The 16,751-nt window shown below is 70.7% G+C and carries 18 protein-coding genes; 8 read left to right on the forward strand and 10 right to left on the reverse strand.

The window, feature by feature from the left end; all coding sequences use genetic code 11:
- Positions 1-53 precede the first annotated feature (53 nt).
- On the forward strand, positions 54-1,637 hold the full coding sequence (locus tag HDA40_RS33045) for a phytoene desaturase family protein (protein ID WP_253761709.1): 1,584 nt from the start codon (positions 54-56) through the stop codon (positions 1,635-1,637).
- Positions 1,638-1,790: 153 nt separating this feature from the next.
- Complete coding sequence (locus HDA40_RS33050; RefSeq protein WP_253761710.1) at positions 1,791-3,812, forward strand: amylo-alpha-1,6-glucosidase; 2,022 nt, start codon at positions 1,791-1,793, stop codon at positions 3,810-3,812.
- Positions 3,813-3,907: 95 nt separating this feature from the next.
- On the opposite strand, the gene HDA40_RS33055 is transcribed toward HDA40_RS33050, so the two are convergent.
- The 8 genes from HDA40_RS33055 to HDA40_RS33090 form a co-directional block, all read right to left on the reverse strand.
- Entirely contained in the window at positions 3,908-4,939 is a 1,032-nt protein-coding gene (locus HDA40_RS33055) for a toprim domain-containing protein (protein ID WP_253761711.1), read from the reverse strand.
- An 84-nt stretch (positions 4,940-5,023) separates the two neighbouring features.
- Positions 5,024-5,287, reverse strand: coding sequence for a hypothetical protein (locus HDA40_RS33060; protein WP_253761712.1), 264 nt, complete (start codon positions 5,285-5,287; stop codon positions 5,024-5,026).
- Positions 5,288-5,592: 305 nt separating this feature from the next.
- A complete protein-coding gene (locus HDA40_RS33065; protein ID WP_253761713.1) occupies positions 5,593-6,615 on the reverse strand; it encodes an HNH endonuclease in 1,023 nt (340 codons plus the stop codon).
- A 129-nt stretch (positions 6,616-6,744) separates the two neighbouring features.
- Complete coding sequence (gene ypfJ, locus HDA40_RS33070) at positions 6,745-7,608, reverse strand: KPN_02809 family neutral zinc metallopeptidase (RefSeq protein ID WP_253761714.1); 864 nt, start codon at positions 7,606-7,608, stop codon at positions 6,745-6,747.
- A 30-nt stretch (positions 7,609-7,638) separates the two neighbouring features.
- Complete coding sequence (gene menC, locus HDA40_RS33075) at positions 7,639-8,751, reverse strand: o-succinylbenzoate synthase (RefSeq protein WP_253761715.1); 1,113 nt, start codon at positions 8,749-8,751, stop codon at positions 7,639-7,641.
- Positions 8,748-9,440: a GNAT family N-acetyltransferase gene (locus tag HDA40_RS33080; protein WP_253761716.1), complete on the reverse strand. Its 693-nt coding sequence runs from the start codon at positions 9,438-9,440 to the stop codon at positions 8,748-8,750. Before HDA40_RS33080 ends, menC begins: the two co-directional genes overlap by 4 nt.
- A gap of 9 nt (positions 9,441-9,449) precedes the next feature.
- Entirely contained in the window at positions 9,450-10,073 is a 624-nt protein-coding gene (locus HDA40_RS33085; protein ID WP_253761717.1) for a GNAT family N-acetyltransferase, read from the reverse strand.
- 55 nt (positions 10,074-10,128) lie between these two features.
- Entirely contained in the window at positions 10,129-10,401 is a 273-nt protein-coding gene (locus tag HDA40_RS33090; protein ID WP_253761718.1) for a type II toxin-antitoxin system Phd/YefM family antitoxin, read from the reverse strand.
- A 59-nt stretch (positions 10,402-10,460) separates the two neighbouring features.
- On the opposite strand from HDA40_RS33090, the gene HDA40_RS33095 reads away from it, so the two are divergent.
- Genes HDA40_RS33095 through HDA40_RS33120 form a run of 6 tightly spaced genes read left to right on the forward strand, consistent with a single transcriptional unit; the run spans position 10,461 to position 15,504 of the window.
- Entirely contained in the window at positions 10,461-11,066 is a 606-nt protein-coding gene (locus HDA40_RS33095; protein WP_253761719.1) for a ClpP family protease, read from the forward strand.
- Between the two features lie 11 nt (positions 11,067-11,077).
- Positions 11,078-11,362: a hypothetical protein gene (locus HDA40_RS33100; protein ID WP_253761720.1), complete on the forward strand. Its 285-nt coding sequence runs from the start codon at positions 11,078-11,080 to the stop codon at positions 11,360-11,362.
- A gap of 45 nt (positions 11,363-11,407) precedes the next feature.
- On the forward strand, positions 11,408-13,411 hold the full coding sequence (locus HDA40_RS33105) for a hypothetical protein (RefSeq protein WP_372503051.1): 2,004 nt from the start codon (positions 11,408-11,410) through the stop codon (positions 13,409-13,411).
- A gap of 52 nt (positions 13,412-13,463) precedes the next feature.
- Positions 13,464-14,015 carry a M50 family metallopeptidase gene (locus HDA40_RS33110; protein ID WP_253761722.1) on the forward strand — a complete coding sequence of 184 codons (552 nt, stop codon included), beginning with the start codon at positions 13,464-13,466 and terminating at the stop codon, positions 14,013-14,015.
- A 35-nt stretch (positions 14,016-14,050) separates the two neighbouring features.
- Positions 14,051-14,659: a 5-oxoprolinase subunit B family protein gene (locus HDA40_RS33115; protein ID WP_253761723.1), complete on the forward strand. Its 609-nt coding sequence runs from the start codon at positions 14,051-14,053 to the stop codon at positions 14,657-14,659.
- Positions 14,587-15,504 carry a 5-oxoprolinase subunit C family protein gene (locus HDA40_RS33120; protein WP_372503201.1) on the forward strand — a complete coding sequence of 306 codons (918 nt, stop codon included), beginning with the start codon at positions 14,587-14,589 and terminating at the stop codon, positions 15,502-15,504. Before HDA40_RS33115 ends, HDA40_RS33120 begins: the two co-directional genes overlap by 73 nt.
- On the opposite strand, the gene HDA40_RS33125 is transcribed toward HDA40_RS33120, so the two are convergent.
- Positions 15,482-15,919: a hypothetical protein gene (locus tag HDA40_RS33125; RefSeq protein WP_253761725.1), complete on the reverse strand. Its 438-nt coding sequence runs from the start codon at positions 15,917-15,919 to the stop codon at positions 15,482-15,484. The two genes, HDA40_RS33120 and HDA40_RS33125, sit on opposite strands and share 23 nt — an antisense overlap.
- Before the next feature lie 130 nt (positions 15,920-16,049).
- Positions 16,050-16,721: a hypothetical protein gene (locus HDA40_RS33130; RefSeq protein ID WP_253761726.1), complete on the reverse strand. Its 672-nt coding sequence runs from the start codon at positions 16,719-16,721 to the stop codon at positions 16,050-16,052.
- Positions 16,722-16,751 lie beyond the last annotated feature (30 nt).

Below are 16,751 nucleotides of genomic sequence, written 5' to 3' on the forward strand. Positions count from 1 at the left end.
TCCCCGAAGAACCTCCGCGGCCTCATCGTGCCTACCGGCACGGGCGGTACCAGATGATCATCATCGGGGGAGGGCACAACGGCTTGGTGGCCGCCGCCTACCTGGCGCGGGCCGGGCAGCGGGTGCTGGTGCTGGAGCGGCGCGAGGTCGTGGGCGGTGCGGCCGTGACCGAGCGGCCGTTCGGGCCGGACTTCGCGGTGACCTCGTTGTCCTATGTGGTCAGTCTGCTCGATCCCGGGATGGTGCGCGACCTGCGGCTTGCCGAGCACGGTTATCACGTGTACCCGCAGGGGCCCTATTTCGCGCCGCGCCGCGACGGCCGAGCGCTGCGGCTGGCCGACGACCCGGCCGACCGGTACGCGGAGATCGCGAAATTCTCGCCGCGCGACGCCGACGCCTACGAGCAGTGGGACGCCTGGATGAGCCGGCTCGGCGGCCTGGTCGGGCCGCTGCTGAAGGAGATACCGCCGAAGGTCGGCTCGAAGCGGCCCGGTGACCTGCTTGGGCTGGCCCGGATCGGGGCGAAACTGCGCAAGGTCGACGTACGCGCGGCGTTCGACCTCACGCGGCTGTTCACGGCCAGCGTCGCCGATCTGGTCGAGGAGCGGTTCGAGTCGGACGCGATGCGGGGGCTGCTCAGCGTCTCCGGAGTGATCGGCGGCTGGGCCGGTCCGCGCAGTGCCGGGACGGCGTACGTGCTGCTCCATCACCATGTCGGGGAGGCCGTCGACGGGCAGACCGGCGCGTGGGGCTTCCCTCGGGGCGGGATGGGCGCGGTGACGCAGGCGCTCGCAGCCGCCGCCCGCGGCTTCGGAGCCGAGATCCGCACGTCGGCCCCGGTCGCCCGGATCTCGACCCGCGACGGTCGCGTCACCGGCGTCGTCCTGGCCGACGGCGAGGAGATCGCGGCACCCGTCGTCATCACGACGGCGCATCCGAAGATCTCGTTCCTGCGGTTGCTGGACCGAGCCGAGTTGCCGCCGGACTTCGTGGCCGACATCGAGTCCTATCAGACCCGGTCCGGCACGGTGAAGGTGAACTTCGCGGTCGATCGGCTGCCGGAGTTCGCGGCGCACCCGTCCTACGACCCGGCGGTGCACGGCGGCACGATCGTGCTGTCGGAGTCGCTCGACGACGTGGAGACCGCGTTCCAGGAGGCGGTCGCGGGCCGGCCGGCCACTCTGCCGTTCGCCGACGTCTGCATACCCAGCGTCTTCGACCCGACGCTGGCTCCGGAAGGCAAGCACGTCGTCTCGATGTTCACCCAATGGGTTCCGCACACCTTCGCCTCCGCTCCGTTCGACGACGAGCTGTCGGCGTACGCCGATCGGCTGACCGAGCGCATGGAGCTGGTCGCGCCCGGGTTCACGGCGTCGATCCTGAGCCGTCAGGTGATCGGACCGCACCGCATGCAGGAGGAGTACGGACTCGTCGGCGGCAACATCTTCCACGGCGAGCTGACCGCCGGCCAGATGTTCCACTGCCGCCCGGCCGCCGGATACGCCGATCTGCGTACGCCGATCCGAGGGCTGTATCAAGCCGGTTCGGCGACCCATGGCGGGGGAGGCGTGACGGGTGTTCCGGGCCGGAACGTGGTCCGGCAGATCCGGCGTGATCTGCGGTTCCGTCGCAGGTGAGCATGGTTGTGGTGTGAGCCACGTCACGAAGATCTCTGAGCTAACCGCCGCGTAATGCTGGGATAGACGATCACCGGCGTCTACGGTTGTCGGACCGCCCCCCGATAACGCCGCATTCGAGGAGCTGCTGTGCAACCCCTCCTGCATGATCTCGTGAGCGTCGTTCACGCCCCCGCTTCGGCTCTCGGCGGCGCCGACGGCCAGCTCCGGCCGACCGGTGCGCAGGGTCTGTTCCACGCCGACTACCGGGTGATCTCCGAAGCCGTGCTGCGAGTGGACGGTCGAGAACCGGTGGCGGTCGCGCACAGCCTGACCGGGCCGGGCGCCGCCGTCTTCGTCGGGCTGCTGCCCTGGCTGGGCGATCTGTCACCCGACCCGACCGTACGCGTCGAGCGCCGTCGCCGGCTGACCGCCGACGGGATGACGGAGCACGTCACGTTCGCCAACACCTCCCACGAGCCCGTGACTCTCGGCCTCACCATCGACCTGGCCTGCGATCTCGCCGCCATCGAGACGGTGAAGTCGGGCGGCTTGACCGCTCCGGTCGCGGTGCACCTGGACGGCGACCACCCGGTCTGGCGGCAGGGCGGACTGGCGGTCGGCGTCGCCGCACCGGACGCCCGGGTCGACGCCGCCGACACGACGGTCCAGCTGAGCTGGGCGATCACGGTCGAGTCGGGGTCGACGACCGAGGTGAGCTGGGCGGCGACGGTCAGCGATCCGCGCGCCGTCCTGATCGAGCCGGCCGGCCCGGTCGAATGGGAGCGCCCCGAGCTGGTCGCCGACGACCGGCGGCTGACCCGGCTGCTGGAGCAGTCGCTCGACGACCTGGAATCGCTGCGCCTGGCCGAAGCCGGTACGCCCGAGGACGTCTTCCTCGGCGCCGGAGTGCCCTGGTACCTGACGTTGTTCGGACGCGACAGCCTGTGGGCGGCCCGGATGCTGCTGCCCCTCGGCACCGAGCTGGCCGCCGGGACACTGCGTACGCTGGCGCGCCGCCAGGGCCGGGCATTGGATCCGAGGTCGGGGGAGGCCCCGGGGAAGATCCTGCACGAGCTGCGGCGGCACGAGTTCCATGTGGCGCTCGACGGCGAGGAGCTGTCGCTGCCCCCGGCGTACTACGGGACGGTCGACGCGACCACGTTGTGGATCAGCCTCCTGCACGACGCCTGGCGCTGGGGGCTGGCCGAGGACGTCGTCGAGGAGCTGCTGCCCACCCTGGAAGCCGCGCTGACCTGGCTCGACGAGTACGCCGACCCGGACCGCGACGGCTTCCTGGAGTACCTCGACACCAGTGGGCTCGGCCTGGCCAACCAGGGCTGGAAGGACTCCGGCGACGCAGTGCGGTTCGCCGACGGCCGGCTCGCCGAAGCCCCGATCGCGCTCGCCGAGGTCCAGGCGTACGCCTGCCAGGCGGCGACGAACGCGGCCGCGCTGCTCGACGCGTTCGGCCGGCCCGCCGCCGACAAGTGGCGCACGTACGCCGTCGAGCTGTCCAAGCGCTTCCGGTCGGCGTTCTGGGTGGACGGCCCGCGCGGGGCGTACCCGGCGATGGCGCTCGACCGGGCCAAGCGGCCGGTCGACGCCCTGACGAGCAACATCGGCCACCTGCTCGGCACCGGGATGCTGACCGCCGAGGAGTCGGCCCGGGTCGCCGAGCTGCTGGCGTCGCCGGAACTGGCGGGCGGCTACGGGCTGCGGACGATGTCCGACCGGGACGGCGGCTACAACCCGCTGTCGTACCACTGTGGATCGATCTGGGCGCATGACACCGCGATCGCCGTGACGGGGCTGGCCGCGGAGGGCCACGCGGACGCGGTCGCAGTGCTCACGGAGGGCCTGCTCATCGCGGCGGAAGCCGTCGGCTATCGGCTGCCCGAGCTGCACGGCGGCGACGCCCGGACCGACCTTCGCCGCCCGACGCCGTACCCGGCTGCGTGCCAGCCGCAGGCCTGGTCGGCGGCGAGCGCCGTCGCGATCGTGCACGCGGCGTCGGGCCTGCGCCCGGACGTGCCCGGCGGTCAGATCACCCTGCGTCCGCTCGCGGGCGCGCCGCTCGGCGGCTTCACGGTCCGCGGTCTGCGCGTCGCCGGTCGCCGCGTCTCGGTCACCGTCGGCCGTGACGGCTCAGCTTCCCTCACCGGTACGCCGAGCGCCCTCACCATCCTCCCCTAACCTCCTTCCCGCCCGCTTTCCGTTGATCATGGAGTTAACCGTGGTCTCGACGGTGTGTCGCGACCGGAAGCTCCATGATCAACGGCGGTGGAGGGTCAGGCGATCTCGTTGACGACGCCGGTCATCACGTCGCCGAGCGGCAGCCCGAGCCGGGAGCCGGCCAGGTCGGCCAGGTCGGCGCCGCGGGTCGGGTCGTCCCGGAAGCACGGCGTGATGGCCCGCCAGACGCGTACGCGAGTCTCGGGCTCGCTGAGGTCGAGCGCACCCAGGTCGAGCCGGTCGAGGATGCGGTCGAGCCGGGCCAGCTGCGCCGGCCGCCGCGCGCCCAGGACGATCCGCAGCGCTTGCTCAGGGCCGTGCCGAACCAGGAGCTCGGCGGGGTCGGTGCCGTCGGGCAGGGTGGCGATGTCGACCGGCCCCGCCCACGTACGCAGCAGCGGCAGCCAGCGTTCGAAGGCGTCCCGCCCGGCGTCGTCGCCGTCGAGCAGGAGGCTGAGCGAGGCGGTCGGGCCGATCGCCTTCCGCAGCAGCCGCAGGTGATGCTCGGTGAGGACGATCCCGCACAACGCCACCGGCAGCAGCTGCTCCGGCGCGTGGTCGTGGACCATGCGGTGCACCGCGATGGCGTCGGCCGCGCCTTCCACGACGAAGACCCGGATCGGCCGCCGATCGCGCCGCCGCCGGTGTGCCAGCTGGAGGCTGAGGCCGAACAGCGCCTCGCCCTTGTGGTAGATCGTGGTCGTCGGGGTGTTGAGATACTTCGGGGCGTCCGTTCGGCCGGACAGGTCCCGGCCGGTGAAGCCGATGACGTTGCCGCGCTGGTCGTGGATGGGGAAGACGACCCGCTGCCGCAGATAGTCGATGAGCCGTCCGGTCCGCGATCGCCGGACCAGACCCGCGGCCAGCAGCTCTTCCGGGGTGAAGCCGAGCCCGGTCAGCCGGTCGAGGACGGCGGTCCAGGTGGCCGGGGCGAAGCCGGGCTGCCACCACGATCCCGCGGCCGCCTCGATGCCGCGTTCTCGCAGGTACCGCCGGGCGGCCGGGACCTGCCGGAGCTGGGCGGCATAGAACGCCGCGGCGGCCCGGTTGGCCGCCAGCAGACGGGATGTCGCGGGTACGAACTCCATGGCACCTTCCATGTTCGCACACGTGTACGAACACGGAAAGTGGTCAAGCCGGGGAGGCTCTCGGGCGAGCCGCCAGGAGTGCGTTCAGTCCACTGAGCGACGCATCGAGTAGGTGACGGCGTACAGGCGGTGCGGCTCGCCGTGGTGATAGACCGGGCTGCGGTCGTACGACTGCCAGCCTTCGGCGCCGGCGCGGTTGAGGTGACGCAGGTCGTCGAAGCGCTCGTCGGTGCCCCAACGCTGCACCCCGCCTGGGTGATAGAACACGGCGTCCCAGTCCAGGAACCGGTCGTTGCCGAGCGTTCCCGCCGAGCGGTACTCCAGCCGTGCGTACTCCCAGAGCCTCATGGCGTCCATTGTGCCCATCGGGTCCGAGACCCGCACTCCCGCCCTTTACCGCTTATCCGGACAGAGCGCGCTGGAACGCAGTCGACCCTACGGGCGACCAGTGAGGTAGCTGGTGTTCCACCGGCGGACGGCCGACCCGGAATCCGCCTACCCACCGACGGAACGGCCAACGACTGCGAGGCCCACGACCGGGAGGCCCACGACCGCGAGGTGCCGGCGGGTGAACGGCCCGACTTCCGGATGGTCACGCACCGAACCGGTGCGGGGAAAGGTATCCGGGCTTCCGGAGATCGTTCAGGGCGCACCTACGAAGCGCTCCCCGAGCCGCCCTGAAGCCCCCATGGCGGTAGCTCAGCACGGTAGATGTTCTGGTGGTGCCACCGGAGATACGCAGCGCCGGGCAGTGTCGCGCCCTGCGGTAGAACGATCCGATCCCGTAACGGTGGCCGACCGAAGACGGCGGCGACCGCCGGATCTTGGCGCGCCGCCTTCAGCTGTTCCGGCTTCACATGGATGCGCAGTCCGCCGTTGACTGTGATCAGGCCGGTATCGAAGGCAACGTCATGGGTCGGGCATGCGGCGAGGCCGTTGGCCGGGTCCAGCCGTTCCTCCGCGGTGCTGGCCCGCCACGGTTTGATGTGACTGGCGACGAGCATGCGGCGAGCGCGGACGCCCCCCGCGGTGACGGCGAGTCCGCAGAAACCGCACCGGTGACCATGGTTCCGCAGCACGGCGCCGGCGAACACGTGCTGCCCCACTCTTGCCTTCGCGACCAGCAGCTGTTCGGTGACCCGACTCTCCAGGCCAGAGATGGCCGCCAGCGTACGGGACTGTTCCTGGACCGATTTCTCGACCTCGTTGTGATCCAGTTCGTCCTGCCCGAGAAGGTCGCCAGCCGTCGCTTCCAGGCCGAGGAAGTCGGGCAGCTCTACGGGTCCGATCCCAACGTCGCGAGCCGCCTCGAGCAGACGACAGTAGATATGAGCCAGCAGCCCAGGCGTCCCCATCAGGTGCCGTGTGACGTCGAGATCGTGGCGGCCGCCGTGCGACCGGCTGCCGTCCAGGTTGGCCATCTTCGCGAGGATGCTGCTGTTCGGGCGATGGAACAGCGCGGCAAGTTGCGGCACGGGAAACGGTGCGCGCGGTGCTGAGCTGCTGCCGAACGTGCTGTGATCGACCAGAAAGCCGGCGGCCAGGCACATGATCGTCTCTACCGGGCTGAAGACGACCTGCCTCCCGGAGGGGGCGTCGGAGCGGTGCGCGATTGCTTCCCATTGCTGTCGAGCAGACTGCGGCGACGGCTCCAGATACTCGGCGGCATCAGCCACAGGCTCCTCATCCCGCTTGCCTCGAACGGAATCGCGATCACATCGGACAGACGGCGATCGTACCGCTGCCGCTCGTTGCTGGCGGGTTCGTTCCGCGACCAGGAGCCGACGGGATGAGGATGCATGCGGTCACGAGTTGAAGGTGTCGCAGACCTTGGGATCGCCGCCTTCGTACCCGGTGCTGAACCAGTGCTGCCGCTGCGCCGCCGAACCGTGCGTGAACTTCGATTCGTCGACGTGCCCGGTCGTCTTGCGCTGGATCGTGTCGTCGCCGACGGCTGCCGCCGCGTCCAGGGCGGACTGGATGTCGGCCTGCGACAGGCTTTTGATCAGGGGACGGCCGCTGGCGTCGGTGGTCTGCGTCGCGTGTTTGGCCCAGACCCCGGAGTAGCAGTCGGCCTGTAGCTCGACGGGAACCGAGTCGCCCTGGCCGCCGACTCCGACGCCGAGGAGGTTCTGCACGTGGTGGCCGTACTCATGGGCCAGCACATACGCCTGCGCGAATACACCCCGGGCGCCGAACCGCGATTCCAGCTCGTCGTAGAACGACAGGTCGATGTAGACCTTGCCGTCCGGCGGGCAGTAGAACGGGCCGACCGACGAGTCGGCCTGGCCGCAGCCGGTGCTCACCGCTTGGCTGAAGAAGACCGTCTTGGCCTGCTGGTACTGCTTGCCGGCGGTCGCGGGCAGCGCGTCCTGCCAATAGTCCTGAATGGACGTGACGAAGAGCGCGCTGCGGCAGTCGGGCTCGTCGAGCCGGTTGGGGTTAGACGCCGCACACTTCGCCGCGAGGTCGCCGGAGTCGCCGCCGTCGCTGAGCATGTTGCCGCCCAGCACGCCGCCGCCCGCGAGGGCGACGAGGAGGAAGACGATGGTGACGATCCAGCCGCCGCGTCCGCTCGGCAGGGGGATGCCGCTCAACCCACCGCCACCCGCGCCGCGCCGATCCTCGATCTGACCGGTGTCGATCTGAGCGTCTTTGTTGAGGTCCACGCCGGACCTCTACCCAGGACGCGCGATCGTCTACCGTGCCAAGCTCAGCACCTCGGTCGCGGTGGTCGCGTCGGCCAGCGCGTCCGGGTCCGGGTCGACGCCGATCCCCGGCCCGGTGGGGACCGCGAGATGCCCGTCTTCCAGGACGAACGGCCGCGTGATGTCGCGCGCGTAGTAGCGGCTCGACGCGGACGTGTCGCCAGGCAGGGTGAAGTCCGGCAACGCGGCCAGCGCGACGTTCGCGGCCCGGCCCAGGCCCGTCTCCAGCATGCCGCCGGCCCACACCGCCACGCCGTTGGCCGCGCACACGTCGTGGATGCGCCGTGCTTCCAGATATCCGCCGACCCGCCCCGGCTTGATGTTCACGATCGAGCACGCGCCCAGCGCGATGGCATCGGCCGCAGCACGCGCCGAGATGATCGACTCGTCCAGACAGATAGGGGTACGCACAACGCGCGCCAGTTCGGCGTGACCGCGTACGTCGTCTTCCGGGAGCGGCTGTTCGATGAGCAGCAGATCGAACGGGTCGAGCCGGGCCAGGTGCCGGGCGTCGGCCAGGGTGTACGCCGTGTTGGCGTCGACCTGCAGCAGGATGTCGTCGCCGAACCGTTCGCGGACGGCCCGGACCGCCTCGACGTCCCAGCCCGGTTCGATCTTCAGCTTGATCCGCAGGTACCCCTCGGCGAGGTAGCCGGCGACCGCGTCCAGCAGTTCGGGGATCGAGTCCATGATGCCGACCGAGACGCCGGACGGGACGGCTGGGCGTACGGCGCCGAGGTAGGAGCCCAGCGACATGCCGGAGGCGCGCAGTTGCGCGTCGAGGACGGCGGTCAGCACTGCGGCCTTCGCCATCGGATGCCCCTTGATCGGGGCGAAGGCACGCTCGACGGTGTGTGCCTCCATGGTGTCCAGTCCGGCCAGCGCCGGGACGAGGAAGCGGCGGATCACGTCGGCCGCGCCTTCGACGTACTCGGAGGAGTAGAGCGGCTCGTCCATCGCGACGCATTCGCCCCAGCCCTCGGCGTCCGGCCCGTACGCCCGGACCAGCAGCACGTCTCGGGCGTACTCGACGCCGAACGAGGTGCGGAACGGGGCGACCAGGGGCATCGCGACCCGGCGCAGTTCGATTCCGGTCAGCTTCATGCGGGCTCCTTCAACGCGTACGCCCCGTCGTCGGTGAATCCGGCGATGGTCCAACCGGCCGCCATCGGCCCTTGCAGTCCCTCGCGGACGGCGTACCGCCAGCTCGCCGCCGCAGCCGGGTCGGCCGAGCGCAGACCCTCGATGTCGGCAGGCGTGGCCACGAATCGGGTCGCCGCGGCCAGATCGGGGTCGGCGACCGGCTGCTCCAGCTCCCAGCAGATGTAGAGCCGGTCGCTCGGATCGCCGACGTTGATGCCGTCGGTCAGCGCGCCGTAGAAGTCTTCGAGGTACTCGGTCGCCCCGGCGCCCAGCTTCCGCAGATTGAAATACGCGTTCCGGCGTACCAGTGGGTCGAAGGTCCACCGGATGCGTGCGATGCCGTGGTGCCGTGACCAGTCGCGTTGATGGAGCTTGAGGGCGTGACCGACGCCCGCGCCTTGACCACCGGGGACCACGCCGGTGACGTGCGAGTGGAGGTGGTCGTCGCCGCGGAAGGCGACGCTGGCCCCGACCAGCTGCCCGTCCCGGTACGCCCCCACGACGTAGTTTCCGGCGTGGGCGAGGGCGCGCAAGGTGGACAGGTTGAGGATCTGGTCGGGCGAGTCCGCGCCCCAGACACGTTGCAGCAGCTCGCCGACGTCTGTGAGGCGGGCGACGTCGTCCAGCTCGATGATCTCCAGCTCCGCCATGCCGGGAGTCTAGGCCGTCAGCCAGTCCCGGCACTCGGCCAATCCGTCGATCTTGACGGCCGGCCCGCCATGCTGCTCGCGCCAGGCTTCGACCGGCAGCCGCAGTCGGACCATGTCGTCGGCCCCGTCGCCGTCGGCGTGGCGGTAGACGCCGTTGGGCAGGTAGCCGAGGCTGCGCGAGACGCCGACCGAGGCGGTGTTGTGGTGCCAGGCCTCGGTCTCCGCGACCAGCGCGTCGAGGTGATCGAAGGCGAGCGCCAAGACAGCCCGCCGCATGCGTTTGCCGATGCCCTGCCCGCGTGCCCCGGTGACCAGCCAGGACGCCGTCTCGACGGTACGCAGCCTGCCGAACTCCCGGGCCTCGAGCGTCTGCTCGCCGAGGATGCGGCCGTCGCGGAGCACCACGAACGGCAGTGTCCAGGTGCCCGGCCTGGAGTCGGCCCGATTCCGCCAGTACTGCTGGTAGACCCGCGCCGTGCGGTCGAGCCGGGGGTCGCCGTCGGCACCTGGCAGGGCCGGATTGAGTTCGACGTCGTCGGGGAGCGTCGCGGCCAGCGCCGGGAGGTCGGCCTCGGTCGTCGCCCGCAGGGTGAGGTCGTCGGCGGTCAGCTGGAGGTGAAGGAGCGCCTGCATGACCGTCATTGTGCGACCGGCCCCGGATTGCCGCGCGGGCTTTTCGGCAGGCCGGTCAGCGCGGGTTTCCGCCAGGCGGGCGGTGTTCGGCGGTGAGCCCGAACTGGCGCCGGGTCGGCGTGGCCTCCGATGCGCTCGCGGTGTCGCTGGTCAGCCGGATCAGCGGCTGGTCGGCCGCCTCCAGCCGGTCCAGGTCCTCCGCGGAGACGAGGGCGACGATCGGCTTGCCGTGGCGCGTCACGACCACCCGCTCGCCGCCGTAGACGACGCGGTTGACGAGGTCGGCGAACTCGGCGCGGGCCTGCGTCACCGGGACTTCATGGGTCACCCTTCAGATGGTACGCTCTGTACAGAACTTACGTCCTGTACAAATTAGGAGTCGTTCCCATGAGCCACCTCCCGATGATCAATGAACGGACCGCCCGCTCCGAGTACCAGCTGGACCCGTACTCCAAGGCCTTCGGCGACCGGGTGGTCTTCCTCGGCACCGCGCTGGACGACCAGACCGCCAACGACGTCCTCGTCCAGCTGCTCTACCTCGACGCCGACAACCCTGGCCGGGACATCGGGGTGTACATCAACTCGCCTGGCGGCTCGCTGACCGCGATGCTCGCCGTGTACGACACGATCCGCAGCCTGGCCAGCGACGTGCAGACGGTGTGCGTGGGCCAGTGCGGCCCGGAGGCGGCGATGCTGCTCGCCGCGGGCGCGAAGGGCAAGCGGATGATGCTGCCGAACGCGCGGGTCATCCTCCATCAGCCGTCGCTCGACGTTCAGCAGGGCGCGACCCAGGATCTCCGGGTGCAGGCCCAGGAACTGCTCCGGCAGCGGGCGGCGCTGGAGGCGATCCTCGCCGAGCACACCGGCCGGACCGCCGAGCAGATCCGGGACGACCTGTCTCGCCCGCAGGTGCTGGACGGCCCGGCCGCGATCGCGTACGGGCTCGTCGACGTGGTGCTGGGCGATCGCAAGAACCTCGCGACGGCGGCCTGACGATGGACGAGATGCTGCGCATGCCCGCCCTGACCCGGGCGGAGGCCGACGTCGTCGACAGCTACAGCGCGCTGCTGGAGAATCTGGCCCGCGTCAACCCGGCCCGGCAGGACGAGACCTACCGCGCGCTGCGCGCCGCGCAAGCCCTGGTCAGCCAGGCCACCGCGCTTCGCGACGCGCTCGCGCTGATGTTCCAGCGCGGCGAGACCACCATCCATTCCTCCACATTGGTACGCGCACTGCTGATCCTCGACGCCGACAAGGCGGTCGACCGGCTGACCCTTGCGGGCCGCTGAGCCGAAGGCGTATGAACGGCTGCACCACTCCCGTCATCAAAGGAGATGCGTGTGACCCCCGCCCGGACAGCGCGCGTCGTGCTGGCGATCGTGGCGGTGACCGGCCTCGTCCTGGCCGGTCCCGCCGCCGCCGCTCAACCGCCCCAGCACCCCGCCGCCTGCGACCCCTACGACGACACCGCCTGCCTGCTGCCGTTCCCGAACGACCTGTTCACCGTCCGCGACCCGAGCAGCGCCACCGGACGCCGGGTCAATCTCACCGCCGAGCAGATGCCGGCCTCCGTCGCCGGTACGCACATCGACCCGGCCGAGTGGAACCGCCAGGACGGTTTCAGTCCCGGTACGCCCATCCTGGTCCGCGTACCGGGCGTGGACGTCGTTCGCAGCGGCATCCCGCCGGTGACCGACATCGGCCGCTCGCTGGACCGCGACGCCCCGATCGTGCTGCTGAACACCCGGACCGGCGAGCGTACGCCGTTCTGGGCCGAGCTGGACGCGCACTCGGCGGCCCGACCGGACAGGCAGGTGCTGATCATCCGGCCGGCCGTCGCGCTGGCCGAAGGCACCCGGTACGTCGTGGCGCTGCGGAACCTGCGCGACAGCGCCGGAGCCCGGATCCCGGCGCCCGAGGCGTTCGCGTCCTATGTCACCGGCAACGGCCCGGAACCCCGCGATCCCCGTAAGCAGGACGTCAAACGTGTCCTCGCCGAGCTGACCACGGCCGGGGTGAAGCGGCACGACCTGTTCCTCGCGTGGGACTTCACCGTCGCGAGCGGGGAGAACCTGACCGGACGCCTGCTCGCGATGCGCGACAGCGCGTTCGCCGCGCTCGGCTCGGCCGCGCCGGCGTACCAGGTCACGGGGGTCACCGAGTTCACCCCGGCGCAGGACGCCCGCATCGCCCGGCAGATCCGCGGCACGGTCAGCGTGCCCAGCTACCTGACCGGAACCGGCGGACCCGGATCACGGCTGCACTACGACTCGGCCGAGCCGGACGCCGTGCCGACGCCGTCGGGCGGCACGATCGCCGCGGACTTCGTCTGCAACCTGCCCCGCAGCGCGACCGCCGCCAGCCCAGCCCACCTGTCGCTCTACGGCCACGGACTGCTCGGCGCGCCGACCGAGATCAACGCGGGCAACGTCAAGGACATGGCGTACGGGCAGGACTTCCTGTTCTGCGCCACGAGCTGGATCGGGATGGCCGCGGCCGACGTGCCGTTCGTGGCGAGCGTCTTCGGCGACCTGACCCGGTTCGCCGCGGTCGCCGACCGGCTCCAGCAGAGCTACCTCGACTTCCTGTTCCTCGGGCGGCTCATGGCCCACCCGGCCGGGTTCGCAGTGAACCCCGCGTTCCAGGACGGGACCGGGAACTCGCTGCTGGACCTCGCCGGGGGGATGCACTACGACGGCAACAGCCAGGGCGGCATCAACGGCGGCGCGCTGACCGCAGTCGCCCAGGACTGGACGCGCTCGGTGCTCGGCGTACCGGCGATGAACTACAGCACGCTGCTCCAGCGCAGTGTGGACTTCGCGCCGTTCCAGCAGATCATGGACTCGGCGTACCCGGACCCGGCCGACCAGCAGCTCATCTTCGGGCTGCTGCAGATGCTCTGGGACCGGGCCGAGGCCAACGGCTACGCCCAGCACCTGACGCGCGACCCGATGCCCGGTACGCCCGTCCACCAGGTGTTGATGCACGTGGCCTTCGGCGATCATCAGGTGTCCCCGGCGGCGGCCGAGGTGGAGGCGCGGACGATCGGTGCCCGGCTGCACGTCCCGGCGCTGGCCGACGGCTGGTCGGACGAGGTCGAGCCGTTCTGGGGCATCCGGCCCATCCGGAGCTACCCGTACGCCGGCTCCGCGATCGTCGTGTGGAACAGCGGTCTCGCCGCCGCCCTGCCGCCGACGAACCTCGCGCCGTCCGGGCCGGAGTACGGCCAGGATCCGCACTCGTTCCCGCGCTCGCAGCCGGAGGCGCAGCAGCAGAAGGCCACCTTCCTGCTCACCGGCCAGGTCGTCGACGTCTGCGAAGGTACGCCGTGTAGCTGACGGTGTCGGCAACCAGGCAGCGATCTAGGAGTCGACGGCGGCCAATGGAGGCATGACCGACTCCGACCTTCCCGTCTGGAAGCTTCGCCGCGCCGACCTCTGGTGGTTGCTGGGATACCCGGTCTACCAGATTCTCGGGACGATTCGCCACGAGGGCAGCCATGCCCTCGTGGCGAAACTCGAAGGCGCCGACGTCACGAACTTCGTGTTCTGGCCGCAGACCGATCTCGGCCGGTTCACCTGGGGTTACACCCAGTGGACCGGCGACACCGGCTGGGCCACCGACGCCGCGCCCTACCTCTGCGACCTGCTCTGGTTCGTGGGCTTCTTCTTCCTGCTGACCCGGCTGCCGATCCGCAACCACCTCGTCTGGCTGAACCTCGCGATCATCGGGCTGCTCTCGCCCGCGGTGAACTCGTTCTGGCAGTGGCTGGCCGGGATCTTCGGCAGCGACGAGACCGACGTGGCGAAATGGCTCGACGCCTGGCCCGATGTCGTCGTCCACCTCTACTTCGTGGTGACCGTGACGGCGTACGTGATCGGAATCGTCGCCGTGACCCTCCGGGTGCCCAAGCAACTGCTGCCGGAACCGGCCGTCGCCTGATCCGCTCGGACTCGCCGACCCGGCATGATTCAGAGGTGAGGATTCTGCCGGTCGGCCTGACCGGGTGGCTGGTCGAGACGGAGTCTCCCGAGGAGTCTCCCGAGGAGTTGTACGCCTACCTGCGGGACCGGGCGCTGCCGGAGGTCGCCGACCTCGTCCCGGGCGCCCGGACCGTGCTGCTCGACTGTGCCGGGCTGGCCGAGGCCGCCCTCCGGGCGGTGCTCGACGGCTTCACGCCGGGCGGGACGCCGGCGACCATCGGCGAGATCGTGGAGATCCCGGTGCGCTACGACGGGCCGGACCTCGACGACGTCGCCCGGTACGCGGGCTGCACGCCGGACGAGGTCGTCGCCCTGCACACCGGGGCCGATCTCCGGGTCGCCTTCTGCGGCTTCGCGCCCGGGTTCGCGTACCTGACCGGGGTGCCCGAACGGCTGCACGTACCGCGGCTGAGCAGTCCGCGTACGGCGGTGGCGGCGGGGAGCGTCGCCCTCGCGGGCGGCTACGCGGCCGTCTACCCGCGTCGCTCGCCCGGCGGCTGGCGCGTCGTCGGCCACACCTCGGTACGCCTCTGGGACGAACGGCGTACGCCGCCCGCCCGGCTCGTTCCCGGAACGCGCGTCCGCTTCGTGGTGGCGTCGTGATCCAGGTCCTGCGGCCGGGTCTGCTCAGCACGATCCAGGACCTTGGGCGTACCGGGCTGGCGAGCCTGGCGGTGCCCCGCTCGGGCGCGGCGGACCGGACCGCCCTGCGGCTGGCCAACCGCCTCGTCGGCAATCCCGAGGGACTGGCCGGGATCGAGACCACGCTGCTCGGCGTCGATCTCCGCTTCACCGAGGCACGCTGGGTCGCGGTCACCGGCGCGTTGTGCCCCGTACGCGTCGACGGCCGACCATCGACTATGGACCGGCCAGTCCACATCCCGGCTGGGGGAGTGCTGTCGCTTGGGGCGGCGGCGGAAGGCGTACGCAGCTATCTCGCCGTGGCCGGCGGGATAGCGGTCGAACCCGTGCTCGGCAGCCGATCCACCGACACCATGTCCGGGCTCGGCCCGCCCCGGCTGGCCGCCGGCGACCTACTGCCCTTGGGCACGCCGTTGGGCGTACCAGCTGAAGTGGATTGGGCGCCGCGGAGCCCTGCGCCCGCCACGGCCCTGGTACGCCTCCTGCCCGGGCCGCGCGACGACTGGTTCGAGTTGACCGCCCTGGTCGAGTACGCCGTGGACCCGGCGAGTGACCGCGTGGGTGTGCGGCTGCGCGGACCGGCGCTCGCGCGGGTCCGGGACGGCGAGCTCCCGAGTGAGGGGATGCTGCCCGGCGCGGTGCAGGTGCCGCCGGACGGCCAGCCGGTGATCATGCTCGCGGACCACCCGACGACGGGCGGCTATCCCGTCGTCGGCGTGGTCCACCCGGACGACCTGAGCCTCGTCGCTCAGGCCCGCCCGGGTACGGCGATCCGGTTCGCGGTCAGCCCGCGATCGCGGCCCTGACCAGCTGGAACGCCTCGTACTCGTCCTTCTGGTCGACCGGCAGCTGGTAGAACGCGGCGGTGATCTTCGGCACCGACGGGATCACCGACAGCCGGAACTTCTGTCCGTCCTTCGTCGACACGACGAAGCGGCCTTGCAGATCCCGCTTCTTCACAGCGCCCCGGTTCTCGTCGGTGATCGTCACCGGCTGGCCGGCCGTGACCTGGCCGCCGTCCTCGTCGACCGGCACGATGACCAGCTCGGTCCCGCCCGGCTTGAAGCCGACCGCGTAGTTGTAGACCGTGGTGCTCTGGTAGACGATGAAGTTCCGCTGCTTCATGTCCGAGGCGTAGACCTTGGTGTAGCTCGAGCCGTCCGGCACGACCTGGTCGAACGCCGCGTGGATCGCCGCCTTCAGCTCTTCCTTGCTCGCCACTGCTCCTCCGTCGATTGCTAGGCAACCGGCGGATCCTAATTGGAGCTTATGGTGTTAGTCCACTTTGGAAATGAACGGCTGAACTGCGCGTATCCGTGTGGCCGAGCGGTAACGGCCCGACTGGTCAGCGCTAGCCGGCGAGGGCTCGGAGCATGACGCGCCGGGCGGGCTCGTCCTCGGTCGGCAGCCAGGCGCCGGGGTCGGCCAGCGTCGCCTGGATCTCGGCCTCGGTCAGCGGCTGGGCGGCGTCCCAGTCGCCGTCGTCGGCTTCGCGGATCTCGATCATCTCGCGTTCGATCAGGTCGGCCACGATGGTGGCGAAATGCGGAACCAGCACGCGAAGCGCATCGGTGTCCGCCTCCCGGAGGAAGTCGGGGATGACCTCGGTGAGGTAGCCCTCCTCCAGCGCGTTCGTCATCACGCAGCGTTCCTCCGGCGTCAGGAAATCCCAGAAGCTGCTGGATTCCAGCTGACCCTCGAACGGCTCGCCCCGGAACTCGGTCACCACGGACGCCCCGTGGTGCTCGCGAAGGAACGCCGTGAGCTGCTCCCGGTCACCGGATTCCAGGGTGGCCAGGTCGCCGCGGCGAGGCTGGAACGCCGCCAGGATCGCAGCCGTCAGGTCATCGTCGAGCAGGGATTGCGTCGAGGACACCACCTCGGACACCCGCCGGGCCGGACTGCCCGACTCGGAATCGGCGCTACTCTTCGCCACATGCCCGAGGCGTACGGCGGGCGAGTCGGGCTGTTGGTTCGCGACCAGCCAGGACTCGTGAATCCAGGAGGTCGTTCGATTGGGCATCAAGTCACCATCCACAGGCGTACGCCGGTC

Source organism: Hamadaea flava (genome assembly GCF_024172085.1).
GTDB lineage: Bacteria > Actinomycetota > Actinomycetes > Mycobacteriales > Micromonosporaceae > Hamadaea > Hamadaea flava.

Bases quoted from the DNA above. Each gene is read 5' to 3' on its own strand.
- HDA40_RS33045 (WP_253761709.1), top strand. From the start codon at position 54: ATGATCATCATCGGGGGAGGGCACAACGGCTTGGTGGCCGCCGCCTAC.
- HDA40_RS33055 (WP_253761711.1), bottom strand. From the start codon at position 4,939: ATGGAGTTCGTACCCGCGACATCCCGTCTGCTGGCGGCCAACCGGGCC.
- HDA40_RS33060 (WP_253761712.1), bottom strand. From the start codon at position 5,287: ATGAGGCTCTGGGAGTACGCACGGCTGGAGTACCGCTCGGCGGGAACG.
- menC (WP_253761715.1), bottom strand. From the start codon at position 8,751: ATGAAGCTGACCGGAATCGAACTGCGCCGGGTCGCGATGCCCCTGGTC.
- HDA40_RS33080 (WP_253761716.1), bottom strand. From the start codon at position 9,440: ATGGCGGAGCTGGAGATCATCGAGCTGGACGACGTCGCCCGCCTCACA.
- HDA40_RS33085 (WP_253761717.1), bottom strand. From the start codon at position 10,073: ATGCAGGCGCTCCTTCACCTCCAGCTGACCGCCGACGACCTCACCCTG.
- HDA40_RS33095 (WP_253761719.1), top strand. From the start codon at position 10,461: ATGAGCCACCTCCCGATGATCAATGAACGGACCGCCCGCTCCGAGTAC.
- HDA40_RS33100 (WP_253761720.1), top strand. From the start codon at position 11,078: ATGCTGCGCATGCCCGCCCTGACCCGGGCGGAGGCCGACGTCGTCGAC.
- HDA40_RS33105 (WP_372503051.1), top strand. From the start codon at position 11,408: ATGCGTGTGACCCCCGCCCGGACAGCGCGCGTCGTGCTGGCGATCGTG.
- HDA40_RS33110 (WP_253761722.1), top strand. From the start codon at position 13,464: ATGACCGACTCCGACCTTCCCGTCTGGAAGCTTCGCCGCGCCGACCTC.
- HDA40_RS33130 (WP_253761726.1), bottom strand. From the start codon at position 16,721: ATGCCCAATCGAACGACCTCCTGGATTCACGAGTCCTGGCTGGTCGCG.